13 protein-coding genes and 1 pseudogene are annotated in these 11,720 nt (G+C 40.9%); 12 read left to right on the plus strand and 2 right to left on the minus strand.

Features of this window, described 5'->3' with window-relative positions:
* The first annotated feature begins 406 nt into the window (after positions 1 to 406).
* The 7 genes and pseudogenes from PBT90_RS01235 to PBT90_RS01265 all read left to right on the plus strand — a co-directional run bounded on the left by PBT90_RS01235 (position 407) and on the right by PBT90_RS01265 (position 7,778).
* Positions 407 to 1,495 (plus strand): TolB-like 6-bladed beta-propeller domain-containing protein, encoded by a 1,089-nt coding sequence (locus PBT90_RS01235; protein WP_264808545.1) that lies wholly within the window; start codon positions 407 to 409, stop codon positions 1,493 to 1,495.
* Positions 1,496 to 1,691: 196 nt separating this feature from the next.
* On the plus strand, positions 1,692 to 3,047 hold the full coding sequence (locus tag PBT90_RS01240; RefSeq protein ID WP_264808546.1) for a hypothetical protein: 1,356 nt from the start codon (positions 1,692 to 1,694) through the stop codon (positions 3,045 to 3,047).
* A gap of 14 nt (positions 3,048 to 3,061) precedes the next feature.
* Complete coding sequence (locus PBT90_RS01245) at positions 3,062 to 3,346, plus strand: DUF3192 domain-containing protein (RefSeq protein WP_264808547.1); 285 nt, start codon at positions 3,062 to 3,064, stop codon at positions 3,344 to 3,346.
* A gap of 121 nt (positions 3,347 to 3,467) precedes the next feature.
* Positions 3,468 to 4,352, plus strand: a pseudogene (locus tag PBT90_RS01250) (IS1595 family transposase).
* Positions 4,349 to 4,609, plus strand: a complete 261-nt coding sequence (locus PBT90_RS01255) for a hypothetical protein (RefSeq protein WP_270131150.1) — start codon at positions 4,349 to 4,351, stop codon at positions 4,607 to 4,609. Before PBT90_RS01250 ends, PBT90_RS01255 begins: the two are co-directional and overlap by 4 nt.
* A 196-nt stretch (positions 4,610 to 4,805) precedes the next feature.
* Positions 4,806 to 6,587 carry a glycoside hydrolase family 15 protein gene (locus PBT90_RS01260; protein ID WP_270131152.1) on the plus strand — a complete coding sequence of 594 codons (1,782 nt, stop codon included), beginning with the start codon at positions 4,806 to 4,808 and terminating at the stop codon, positions 6,585 to 6,587.
* 294 nt (positions 6,588 to 6,881) lie between these two features.
* Positions 6,882 to 7,778 (plus strand): N-acetylmuramoyl-L-alanine amidase, encoded by an 897-nt coding sequence (locus tag PBT90_RS01265; protein ID WP_270131154.1) that lies wholly within the window; start codon positions 6,882 to 6,884, stop codon positions 7,776 to 7,778.
* Between the two features lie 34 nt (positions 7,779 to 7,812).
* On the opposite strand, the gene PBT90_RS01270 is transcribed toward PBT90_RS01265, so the two are convergent.
* Positions 7,813 to 8,307: a DUF6265 family protein gene (locus PBT90_RS01270; RefSeq protein WP_270131156.1), complete on the minus strand. Its 495-nt coding sequence runs from the start codon at positions 8,305 to 8,307 to the stop codon at positions 7,813 to 7,815.
* Positions 8,308 to 8,483: 176 nt separating this feature from the next.
* Positions 8,484 to 8,798: a HesB/IscA family protein gene (locus tag PBT90_RS01275; protein ID WP_264808552.1), complete on the minus strand. Its 315-nt coding sequence runs from the start codon at positions 8,796 to 8,798 to the stop codon at positions 8,484 to 8,486.
* A gap of 110 nt (positions 8,799 to 8,908) precedes the next feature.
* Here PBT90_RS01275 and PBT90_RS01280 point away from each other — a divergent pair, with 110 nt between their 5' ends.
* The 5 genes from PBT90_RS01280 to dtd are packed head-to-tail and all read left to right on the plus strand — an operon-like array spanning position 8,909 to position 11,668.
* Positions 8,909 to 9,430, plus strand: coding sequence for a DUF7935 family protein (locus PBT90_RS01280; protein WP_264808553.1), 522 nt, complete (start codon positions 8,909 to 8,911; stop codon positions 9,428 to 9,430).
* 3 nt (positions 9,431 to 9,433) lie between these two features.
* Positions 9,434 to 9,844 carry a YkvA family protein gene (locus PBT90_RS01285; protein ID WP_270131159.1) on the plus strand — a complete coding sequence of 137 codons (411 nt, stop codon included), beginning with the start codon at positions 9,434 to 9,436 and terminating at the stop codon, positions 9,842 to 9,844.
* Between the two features lie 31 nt (positions 9,845 to 9,875).
* Positions 9,876 to 10,496, plus strand: coding sequence for a thioredoxin family protein (locus PBT90_RS01290; RefSeq protein ID WP_264808555.1), 621 nt, complete (start codon positions 9,876 to 9,878; stop codon positions 10,494 to 10,496).
* Positions 10,497 to 10,499: 3 nt separating this feature from the next.
* The gene (locus PBT90_RS01295) at positions 10,500 to 11,219 is read left to right on the plus strand and encodes an NAD-dependent epimerase/dehydratase family protein (protein ID WP_264808556.1); all 720 of its coding nucleotides are present in this window, start codon (positions 10,500 to 10,502) and stop codon (positions 11,217 to 11,219) included.
* Positions 11,216 to 11,668, plus strand: a complete 453-nt coding sequence (dtd, locus tag PBT90_RS01300; RefSeq protein WP_264808557.1) for a D-aminoacyl-tRNA deacylase — start codon at positions 11,216 to 11,218, stop codon at positions 11,666 to 11,668. Before PBT90_RS01295 ends, dtd begins: the two co-directional genes overlap by 4 nt.
* The last annotated feature ends 52 nt before the right edge of the window (positions 11,669 to 11,720 follow it).

An 11,720-nucleotide genomic window follows, 5' to 3' on the forward strand; every position in this document is an offset into this window, starting at 1 on the left:
ACGTTGTGTAAACTATTTTTAAGTTATTTTCAAACTAATCCTTGCGATTAAAAAAAAAATAATAAACTTATACCGAAGTCTTAAGTGAGACCTGATTCCGGCCGGGATTTTTTAAACAATCATTAACTATTTTCTATTATGAAAAAATTATTATTTGGAATGGTCTTTATGGGGGATATGATGTTCAGCAGTTTAGGTGTTGTGGCACAAGTAGAAGAAGAACCATGTCCACCTGGCAGTCCTACTAATTCTTATGGAGGGGTTTGTTGTGCCTCATCCAGATCATGTCCACATCCTTATGCTGGACTAATTGCAGCGTCTTCATGGACCAGCTGTGTATCGACTTGCTCTTAATTTTTAAAAGTAGGAGACTACCTCTCCTACTTTTTCTCCTTTAAAAACCTATATGAATTTCTTTAAGTCACTACTTTCCTTATTCCTACTCTCTTCATCTTTTGCATGCTCTTCTAATGAAGACTTTAGAACAGATGTTTATTTTACTGAAGAAGATCTTCCCAACCCTATACAACTTCAAGGTAAAAAATATAATATCCCTGAAATTATTAACCCGCGCGGTTTAATGCTAAAAGATCAGTATGCAGTTGTATTTGAAAGAAAAAGTATTGAGAGCAATAAAATTCATGTGATAGACTTAAAAACTGGGAAATATCTCAGATCCAAAGGCAAAGATGGAATGGGGCCTGGTGAAGTAACTGTCATTACCCAAATAGAAGATGTCGGAGAAGAAGGCATGGTTTGGACTTATGATCCAGAAATGAGGATTTTTTCCAAATTTGATCTTTCTGACTCTTCTTTATTGGCCGTAGATCAAATAAAGTCCCCTGAAACAAGTTACTTTCTAACAAGCACAACATGGACAGGAACCAAAAGTATTTTAGGGAATTCTGTAGACGGTTGGACTAAATACCTTCATTTGAATATTGATGGTGATACTTTGGCTCTCTTTGGCAGTTGGCAAGATATGATTGCAAATAGAGAATTACCTAGAGGGATAAAGCCAGATGAGTTGGATGCTAATTTTGTAAGTAGTTTATTTCAAGGGGTACTAAAGACATCAAAAGATGGAAAGAAAGCGGTTATGGCAGGGATAAGCATTGATTATATTGATGTTGTTGATTTAAATGACAATTCTATTTTAACTATATATGGGCCAAGCCAAGAAATTCAGGATTTTAGAATAGGGCATTGGGATGGATTTCAAGTACCTGATCTTGCAAGCAATTCAACAGAACGATATTTAGATGTTTACCCTGGGGAAAAATCTTTTTTTGCTCTCTTTTTCGGCAAGCCTTATCGTGAGTTAGGAAGTCCGGAAAGCCTCAACCGGGTTTTTGAATTTGATTATAATGGAAATATTTTAAACCAATATCAGCTAGACTATCCAGTATATGGCATAGCAGTGGATGAGGAGAATAAGGCAATCTATAGCGTAACTGTAGACCGTGAGCCGAATCTGGTCCGGTTTGATTATTAACTTCTTTTCTAAGCTTCATTAGAGGACAGGATTTTTGCCAAGACGAAAATTATTTCCTGAGCTGAGGGATTACATCCGGGATAAGAAGTTGTATTTGTAAAAATTCAAAATCCTTATAATCAATAAAATGAATTTGGGATTATGATTTCTGCTTTGCAAATAATATTCTAGTTATTTTAAATTTAAATTTTATCAAATGAAATGTAAATCTTATCTTTTTTTAGTATCAATCTTAATCTTTTTTCAAGGGTGTAATGTAATTGAACACAGTGATGGTTTTGATAATATTAAGAACAGTAAAGTCGAAAAAGTAAGAACTTGGTTTAATGAAAGCAGGGTCTTTTCAAAGCCAAACTCTCGAATTAATGAAATGATAGTTATGAATCCCAATTGGAAGGAATTCAAAATTCATAAATTAGAAGATGGTAGAGAAGTAGTTGAAGTTTTAAATACAAAGAATAAAGATATCTTTAGATCAGTAGGAAGCAAGGAAGATAAATTTAAAATGATTCAAAATTCAATTTTATTCTTTCCTGTTGCCAATGACGACTACGAAATTTACTCATTGTTAACAATTCAAAATCAAAATTCAAGTTCAAAAGAAACTTTGGATGAATTAAATTATCTTCAAACATCTGAAGATTTTAATGGTGAGAGAATATTTTTCGATTCAGATAATAAATTTCTCGGAGGATGGGCTTATAAAGATGGTAAGGTATCTCGAACTATAAGACAATCGTCCGATAGAAATTCTTCGAATAAAAGAGTAGATGGGACAATTTATTTTACTTGTGAGTATGAGACAATTACTTGGTGGCAAGAACAAGCAGGACCAGATTTGTATTTAGGTACTGATTATACAATTTCTTGTGAATTTACATATGTTGAGGATGAAAATTATCCGACTGGTCCTCCAATTGGAGGAGGAGGTAGTCTTCCAGGTGATGGAGGGCCGAATCCACCTGAAGAAGAAGAGCATTGCTATGAATTGCATCCGACAATACCTAATCTATGGGTTCTTTGTGGATATTTAATTGCTGAGAACTGTTTTGAAGGTATGCCCTGTTTTGATTGGGGAGTTAAATTTGGAAATTGTACTGAGATGGGGAATATTCATGGAGGTGCTGTAACTTTTGAACAATTTGAGGATTATTATAATGGTGTTGATTATGAAGACATTGTTACAGATAACCCTGATTTGAGTATCTCGGGTTTTGGTTCCCAGCCAGGAGGTCCATTAACATCATACAGGTATGTAATAGATCCTTTAAATCCAAATCTTATTATTGATATGCGACATATGTTGGTAATTGGAAGATATGGCAGAGCAGTAGGTGAAAGTGTTGAAATATTACAATGGTTGTCTTCCGAAGAAAGTGCTTTTGATTCACAGGATTTTTTCTCTAATGAATTAGGTTATTCTTTCTTCAAGCAGTTTGGAGGGGCAATCCATTCTACTCCTGAGTATACCACTGATTTTTTAAGGCAATTCATATATGATGCTTCAAAAAGGAATGATATTACTACTCCAGAACAATGTGATTGGTATTGATAAATTAAAAATATATGAAATTTTGGAAAAAAGTTAGTATTATATTTGGAAGTTTTTTGATTCTTGTTTGTTTCTTTTTGTCGAAAGACATATTTACTAAAGTGAAAAACAAATCAAATTTTAAACTGGTTGAAAATGGTATGTCCAAACAGCAAGTTTTAAATGTAATGGGTGAGCCAGATTTTAAATATTTAAATTTGAAAAGTGATTCTGTGTATTATTACGATGCGCCACCTTTATCGTCTGAAGGGTTTGAAGTAAGTTTCAATACCCATGATCAAGCATCTAAAATAAAATAATAAAATTTATTGTATCTTGAAATTAAGCCCAAGTATTGAAATCTTGGGCTTAATTATTTATGTTTTATGTATAGAGGTGTCCGCTTAATTTCATATATTTATGCTTTCAAACAAGCAGATAATGGATATTTTCAAAGGGCAAGAGCTTATAGAGTTCAGTAAAAGGTTCCAAAGCGAACTAGACTGTAAAAAGTACTTGGCAGAAATCAAGTGGAAAGCCGGGTTTACGTGCCGGAAGTGTGGCCACCATGGCAGTCAAATCCGGAAAGATTATGCTCGTACCTGCAACAAATGTAGCGATACTGAAAGTGCCGGTGCAGGCACCCTTTTCCATAAAGTCAAATTTGGTCTTGTAAAGGCATTTTATATCTGCTTTGAGATGAGCACAAGTACCAAAAGTCTCTCTGCGATGTATATGGCCAAGCGGTATGGCATTAACCGTAAAACAGCCATGAGTTTCATGCATAAAGTACGTGAGGCCATGAAATCGAGCGGAAATCATCCCATGAAAGGGGAAGTTCATGTTGACGAATTCGTCGTAGGAGGCCAAGAGGCCGGGCATACTGGAAGGAGCTATGGAGGAAAGAAAGAGAAGGTGGTATGTGCTGTAGAACTTACTGATGCAGGAAAAGCAAACGGTTGTATGCATTACAGATCAAGGATTTCTCGGCCAAATCACTACGTCCCATCTTTGAGAGCTACATCGACAAGTAAGCCCAAGTTCAAACAGACGAGTGGAAAGGGTATCGTCCTATCAAAAAAGACTTTACCATCAAACAGACCCCCAGTGAATTGGGCTTAAATTTCAAAGCAATTCACACCATGATCCATCAGATAAAATCATGGTTAAGGACGACGTTTTCCTGGGTAAGCAAAAGACACATTAACCGCTACCTAAGTGAGTTTTCCTACCGGATTAATCGCACAGAATAAAGCTACCATCTTCCACAATTTGATCACCAGAATGGTCAGTAAGGAGAAAATCTACATTGCTGACTTGATATGATATTAACTGGTCACCTCTATAAATCTATATTATTCCGCCAGTCAAATTTAGTAGATGAAATTACATTCGACCCAAAAGCATTTCCTGTCGGAGTTATTGGAGATAAATTTGTTTTTAAGGCAACACCCGACAGGATTTTAGCAGGTATAGAAAGTTATAAAGGTAATTCACCTCAGTTTGATAGATTAAGAAATCTTGGTAATAAGTTGGAAAAAGAGGGAAACCCAGTGCTTTTTTTGGTCGAATTTGATTTTTAAAGCGGGATAATTTTTTACTGTCAGCATATAGAGCATCATGATGGTGGTCTCATGAATTTGATTTGTACTACTTCAATTATGGATTTACTGAGGTAGTAGGCGGAATAGAGTACAGGATTTTTGCATGCTATCCCCTTTTTTGCTTTCTTGAATCCTGACCCAAAAGCCAGACTTTTCAACTTCAAACCTGACCTTAATGCAAAAACATACCTATGGAAGTGGGGTGATCGGTAACTGTGCCTACATCGCCCATGTGGAACTGGACACCAATATCAGCTGGCTTTGCCTGCCCAGATTCGATTCTGATTTTATTTTTGGGGGAATGCTCGACCGGGAAAAAGGTGGAGAATTCACCATTCATCCAGAATCAGGTGATTTGAATACTTCTCAGGAATACCTGGAAAATACCAATGTATTGAAAACCACCGTAACATCAGGTGAGGATAAGTATGCTGTCACGGATTTTGCCCCGAGATTTAAAAATTTTGATCGCTACTACAAGCCCCTGATGCTGATCCGTAAGATCGAAGCTCTGGAGGGATCTCCCAAAATTCTGATCAAATGCCAACCTTCAGCAGAGCACGGAGCCAGGCTGCTGAAGTCAAGCATGGGGAGTAACCATATCCGGTTTATGGATACCGATCAGGAGCTTCGACTCTCTACCAATGCTCCCCTAAGCTATATTATGGATGGGAAAGCCTTTGCGCTCAATAAGCCCATATACCTGGTACTGACCTATGGGAGGCCCTTGGAAGCGCCTATAGAGACTACCTGTGAGCGTTTCCTTCAAGCTACCACCACCTATTGGCAGGAATGGGTGAAATCCACTAGCATTTCAAATTTTCACCAAAAGCTGGTCCTTCGCTCTGCCTTGATCCTGAAGATTCACCAGTATGAGGATACAGGAGCGATCATAGCCGCTTCGACCACTAGTCTACCTGAATCTCCTAATAGCACCCGAAACTGGGATTATAGGTACTGCTGGATCAGGGACAGTTATTACACTTTGACCTGTTTTAATAGTTTGGGGCACTTCGAGGAGCTGGAGAAATACTTTGAATTCATCCATAATCTCCGACCTGGAGAGGATGGACGCTACCAGCCCTTGTACTCCATCACAGGTGACTCCCTGCTCACTGAGGAAATCTCCGATCTGGACGGGTATCTGGGAAATAAACCCGTTCGCTTTGGTAATCAGGCTTATACCCACATCCAAAATGATCTATATGGGCAGGTCTTGGTTTCACTTCTTCCCTTGTATTCAGATCAGCGATTTACGGAAGAAGAGCGAAGTAGCTCCAGACCCATGATTATGAACCTGCTCAATAAAATTGAAGCCACTATGAATGAAAAAGATGCAGGACTCTGGGAGTTTAGAAACCTCGCTCAGGAGCACTGTTATACTTTTCTGTTTCACTGGGCAGGAGCCTGTGCTGCCGCAAAAATAGGTATACGGCTAAAGGATGATGATATGTATCAAAAGGCCATCATGCTCCGGGATTTGGCAGTAGATAAAATAGAGCAATGCTACCTGCCTGAGCGAAAAGCCTACGGTCAGGCTTTGGGTTCTACCTACATGGATGCTTCCACACTTCAATTGATTACCATGGGGTATTTTGGTGACGACTTGGAACGTGCAAATGATCACCTGAAAGCCCTGGAGGATGAATTGCTGGCAAAGGACTTCCTGTTCTATCGTTATAAGCACATGGATGATTTTGGTGTGCCAGAGACTACATTTCTCATTTGCGCATTCTGGTACATCGAAGCGCTAGCCTGTGTGGGACGACTGGATGAGGCTGTGGAGGGTTTTGAGACCCTGGTCAAATACTGTAATCACCTCAATCTTTTCTCAGAAGATGTGGATCAGAAGACTGGTTCTCAATGGGGCAATTTTCCACAGGCATATTCGCATGTGGGCTTGATGAATGCCGCTTTCCGGATAGGTAAAAAGCTGGATAGGCCTAATTTCTTGTAATAAATTCCCCTCAGAGTTCCGCAGATAAATAGCCCAGATTTTCGGGGATTTAGATTCTCCACATATTGTCCTGCTTTTTCGGAAGCAGGACTTTTTTTAACCTTTGAGGTGTAATCCCGAATGTCGCCAAACTTCGGGATCTCCTCGAAGGTTTTTTTGCAAAATACATTTTTAAAACCTTCGAGGTTCAAAAAAACCTCAAAGGTTATTATCCACTTCCAGAACTTTTCTATAGCTGGTTTTCAGGCTTAGTACAATACTTGTAGTTTCGATTTCTCATTAACTGTACCGCTCATGAGTTTTACTAGAATTACTTCCGCTTTACTATCCCTCTGTATTTCGCTCGCTTTTGTTTCTTGCTCCAAAGACATTTACAAAGCCAACAACAAAGCCCATAAAAAAGCGGTCAAAGAAGCCACAGCTTTCATCCAAGAAATCCCAAAAACAAAGGCAGAACTGGATTACGATACGCTCAGCATCACTGATGAATGGGTGGGGACCACGAACTTCAGCATCAGAAAGCCCAATTTTGTCATCATCCACCATACCGCTCAGGATTCCCTGGCTCAGACCATTAGCACTTTTACTATGCCCAGAACTCAGGTGAGTTCGCACTATGTAGTGGGCAGAGGCGGGGAGATCGTCCAGATGTTGAATGATTACCTGCGCTCCTGGCATGCAGGTAGGGGGAAATGGGGGAATGATACCGACCTCAACTCTTCATCCATAGGTATTGAGCTGGACAACAATGGCAATGAGCCCTTCACAGCGGCTCAGATAGAGAGTTTGTTGGTGCTTCTCAAGCGGCTCAAGTGGAAGTTTAACATACCGGCCGCAAACTTTATCGGGCATTCGGATATCGCTCCGACCAGGAAAGTAGACCCCAGTAGCTATTTCCCTTGGAAAAAGCTTGCCGAAGAGGGATTTGGGCTTTGGTATGATGAGGATAAAGTAAATGAAGCTCTGATGAGTGATGGGAGTACTACTTCAGTTGCTTTGGAGAGCTCGGATTCCTTGCCCCAAGATTCCTTTGACCCTATAATTGCCCTTCGGGTCATAGGTTATGATGTAAGTGATCCTAAAGCTGCCATTAGGGCTTTTAAGATTCATTTTATCCAAAATGATACGGAATCAGAACTGAATAAATACGATCTGGCTGTACTGAAAAATCTCTTTTTGAAATACCTCTAAGCGTGAAGTGGATTTTTGTGGTAATGAGTATTGCCTAAAGTTCGCCTCTTTGATAGCGGAATTCCTCGGCATGCTGATTTTCCTCATCGTTGAGCGTAAGCTGAATGACCAGCTCATCGGATCTACGCATCATGGTCAGTCCGTCAAAGTAAACTACATTTTCGCCCATTTCAATCAATTGGAAAACCGTCCATTCTTCCTTTTCCTCCCAAGGTTTAAGATCTGCTCCAAAGTGCTTCAGCTTCAGGTATAAGGTTTCACCTTCCTGAATGAGGTGCATAAATTCTGAAAACACCAGCTTCCCATCATTCCAAAATCTAAAGGTTCCGATCATGTGCCCGTCCAATGCCGGCATCCAGACTTCCTCACATTGGCCTCCGAGTCCCGGACCTGTCCAGTAGCCTTGAATCCAGCCCAAGTCGGAAACATTGCCCTTTCCGGGGGCTTGTCCTTCTACTAGGTGTTTGACTTGAGGAAAAGCTGTGAAGCTAATAAGAATCAGGAGGGTAGCAAGTATAGTGGTTTTCATCAGGGAGGAATTTTTTCTTCCTAATAATAGGTAAAAATAAAAGAAAATCATTCGGGAGCTGACCTCCAAACCGCGGATGAAAGCAATTTCGCCCTTGAATGCCATTTTTGTTAATCTGCAACTCTTTTGGGAGTAGATCAACCGGAATAAAAGTCTTTCCGAAATACCTCCAATACTTATTGATCGTGACGCTTTGGGATGTCTGGGTTTACAAAAGTAAATCCCCTGGCTTCTTCCCCATCAAAAAAGTCAATGACCATTCCCATCAGAAACATAAAATGTTTTTTCTCAATCAGCACGGGTATTCCTGCGATTTCTACCTGCTGATCATCTTCTTTGGGCTTGTCAAAACCCAGAGCATATGCCATTCCGCCACATCCCCCACCTTTCACACCTACCCGTAGGAAGTAGTCCTCCGGAATATTTTTGGTGGTCATTATGTTTTTGATCTCGGCTTCAGCCTTTTCGGTGATCTTCACTGGGATTATCATGTCAGGGAAATGATTTTGGCAGGGAATTGGTTCGCTTGCCTGCAAATTTACATGCCCTTTGATTTTGTCACAGGGATTATTTGTGCAAATTCAAGCTTTAATCTCCAAATATGGACTACGTTGTCGATTTATTGAAAATTCTACTGCCTGCAGGTATTGTATTGTATGGCATGTATCTGGTGGTGGTTTCTTTTCTTGCTAAGGAAAGAGAAAAAATGCTGGTGGAGTTGAAAACCAAAAACACGGAGCAAATTCTTCCGATCAGGCTTCAGGCAGCTGAACGCCTGGCTTTGTTTCTGGAAAGGATCACCCCGAATAATCTGGTTCGCCGCTCCAACCCTGGCGGGCTCTCTGCGGGGGAATTGCACACCATCCTACTGGCAGAGGTGCGAGAGGAGTTTAACCATAACTTTTCCCAGCAGGTCTATTTTTCGGAAGAAACCTGGGAGGCTGTCAAGCGGGCTGTGGAAGAAGTGAATACCATTTTGAACCAAAGTCGCCAAAGACTGCATGAAGAGGCTACCGGTATAGATATGGCCAAAGCGATTTTTGCGCAGGCACTGGAGCAAAAAAACGATGCCGTGGCATATGCGTTGAAGCAAGTGAAGTCCGAAGTGAATATTTATTTCTAAGCCATGAGCCTGAAGGATAAAGCAAATGAAACCCTAGCCCGAGCCAAAGTACTTTTTGGGAAGCAAGCAGAAAATCTAGCCGAACAGGAAGAAAAGGTGAAAGAGCTTGTGGCCGGTGTGAAAAACAGACTGGTGGAGGCAGGGGATAACTCCCGGGTCAAGAAACTGGTAGAACCTATCACGGTTTTTATCCGGATGATCAAAGCCCATTTCAACGGAACGCATAAGCTTTCAATGAGTACTTTGGGACTGCTCCTGCTGGGTTTGGTGTACTTTGTTTCGCCTATTGATATGATCCCGGACTTTCTGGGAGTGTTTGGATTTGCTGACGACCTTTCTGTAATTTTGGCTATTTATGCCAAGCTCAAGGACGAAGTCAGCGATTTTTTGGACTGGGAGAGAACTCAAGGATAGCACCACCTGTTAGCCACCAAAATCCATTATTATGCTAGACCAACAAGTGCAACTGATTACCCCGGAATTGATAGCTTCAGCTATGAACTATTCCGAGTATAAAAACATGATCGCTGCCCTCTTGGAGGAAAATAAAACCACCGGGGCTAATCAGTCAGAAAGCTACCTGAACTATACCAAAATGAGCATGCAGCGCATGAAACGTTGGGACAAAACAGTGAAGGTAGCCCCCGAACTGGAGAAAATAGTCAGCTCCATTTCATCTCCGCAGGTATGGCTGGTGATCACGGAGGCTTGGTGTGGAGATGCCGCACAGAGTATGCCCTTTGTGGCCAAACTCGCAGGCATGAATCCCTTGATTGAGCTGAAGTTTGTACTGCGGGATGAAAATCCAGAACTCATGGATGCCTACTTGACAGAAGGGGCCAGATCCATACCCATTTTGATAGCATTAAGTGCGGATTTGAGCAAGGAGCTTTTTGTATGGGGGCCTAGGCCAAAATTTCTCCAAGATAGATTGAAAGCGTATAAACTCGATCCGCAGAATATTACCCCAAAGGAGTTTGCTGACGGCACGCATCTGTGGTACGCAAGGGATAAAAATAAGGCGATCGCGGAGGAACTCACTCCTTTGATTGCTTCAACTATATAAATTATGCGAATCGCACTGATATCCGGAGGTTCCGGTCTTGTAGGCAAGGCTATTCTTCACCAGCTTTTTAAAAATGAAGACTACGATTATGTATTGAGCGTTGGTCGAAGGAAGTTGGCCATTAAGCAGCAGAAGCTAGTACAGATAGAGGGCGATATGGCTAAGTTGTTGAATTGGGATTGGGAGGAAAAGGTTCGAGCACAGAGTTTGGGAGGTGAGCATAATTCACTTCTGGAAGCTTTAGCAGAAAAGACTGCCGAAGTTCATGCCTTTTCAGCGCTAGGGACTACCATTAAGCAGGCTGGATCTAAGGAGAAGTTTTATGCGATTGACCATGATCTGGTCATCGAATTTGCCAAATGGGCTAAATCCCTGAATGCTTCGAAATTTCTTTATGTCTCGGCTTCTGGTGCAGATGCGAACTCTTCAATTTTCTACAGCCAGACTAAAGGCAAAACAGAAAGTGACTTGAAATCAGTTGGATTTGATTATCTGGGGTTATTCAGGCCATCCCTATTATTGGGGAACAGACATGAATTCCGCTTGGGTGAGCAGGTGGCGACCATCCTCATGAAGCCTCTCGTATGGTTGAAATTGTTTAAAAACATCCGACCTATCTATGATTACCAAGTCGCCAAAGCGCTAGTAAAAACTGCGCTGGCGCAAAAATCAAATTCTGTAGAAGTAATCTCCTCTGGAGAAATGCAAGACCTAAGCAAATGATAGTAGTTATCCAACGGGCATCCGAAGCCTCTGTAAAAATTGATGGACAAGTCAAAGCCGAAATTGGAACCGGCTTGATGATTTTGCTGGGAATAGAAGAGGCTGACACGGAAGAGGACATCACCTGGCTTTCGAAGAAAATTATCAATCTGAGGATATTTCCCGACGAAAATCAAGTAATGAACAAGAGCCTGTTGGATATAGCAGGAGAGATTTTGTTGATCTCGCAGTTTACCCTTCATGCCAGTACAAAGAAGGGAAATCGGCCATCATACATCAAAGCAGCCAAGCCTGATATTGCGATTCCCTTGTATGAAAAGATGATCCATACTTTAGAATCAGAACTTGGGAGGCCCATCGGGACCGGTGAATTTGGTGCTGATATGAAAGTGGCTTTAGTGAACGACGGGCCAGTCACTATAGTCATGGACAGCAAAAACAAGGTATAATAGCAAATAGATTTTTAATCTGCCGTCGTGGACAAGTAATTTCAAGTTTGAA

This window comes from Algoriphagus sp. TR-M9 (genome assembly GCF_027594545.1).
In the GTDB taxonomy this organism is placed as follows: Bacteria; Bacteroidota; Bacteroidia; order Cytophagales; family Cyclobacteriaceae; genus Algoriphagus; species Algoriphagus halophytocola.

Bases quoted from the DNA above. Each gene is read 5' to 3' on its own strand.
- PBT90_RS01235 (WP_264808545.1), top strand. From the start codon at position 407: ATGAATTTCTTTAAGTCACTACTTTCCTTATTCCTACTCTCTTCATCT.
- PBT90_RS01240 (WP_264808546.1), top strand. From the start codon at position 1,692: ATGAAATGTAAATCTTATCTTTTTTTAGTATCAATCTTAATCTTTTTT.
- PBT90_RS01245 (WP_264808547.1), top strand. From the start codon at position 3,062: ATGAAATTTTGGAAAAAAGTTAGTATTATATTTGGAAGTTTTTTGATT.
- PBT90_RS01255 (WP_270131150.1), top strand. From the start codon at position 4,349: ATGATATTAACTGGTCACCTCTATAAATCTATATTATTCCGCCAGTCA.
- PBT90_RS01260 (WP_270131152.1), top strand. From the start codon at position 4,806: ATGCAAAAACATACCTATGGAAGTGGGGTGATCGGTAACTGTGCCTAC.
- PBT90_RS01265 (WP_270131154.1), top strand. From the start codon at position 6,882: ATGAGTTTTACTAGAATTACTTCCGCTTTACTATCCCTCTGTATTTCG.
- PBT90_RS01270 (WP_270131156.1), bottom strand. From the start codon at position 8,307: ATGAAAACCACTATACTTGCTACCCTCCTGATTCTTATTAGCTTCACA.
- PBT90_RS01275 (WP_264808552.1), bottom strand. From the start codon at position 8,798: ATGATAATCCCAGTGAAGATCACCGAAAAGGCTGAAGCCGAGATCAAA.
- PBT90_RS01280 (WP_264808553.1), top strand. From the start codon at position 8,909: ATGGACTACGTTGTCGATTTATTGAAAATTCTACTGCCTGCAGGTATT.
- PBT90_RS01285 (WP_270131159.1), top strand. From the start codon at position 9,434: ATGAGCCTGAAGGATAAAGCAAATGAAACCCTAGCCCGAGCCAAAGTA.
- PBT90_RS01290 (WP_264808555.1), top strand. From the start codon at position 9,876: ATGCTAGACCAACAAGTGCAACTGATTACCCCGGAATTGATAGCTTCA.
- PBT90_RS01295 (WP_264808556.1), top strand. From the start codon at position 10,500: ATGCGAATCGCACTGATATCCGGAGGTTCCGGTCTTGTAGGCAAGGCT.
- dtd (WP_264808557.1), top strand. From the start codon at position 11,216: ATGATAGTAGTTATCCAACGGGCATCCGAAGCCTCTGTAAAAATTGAT.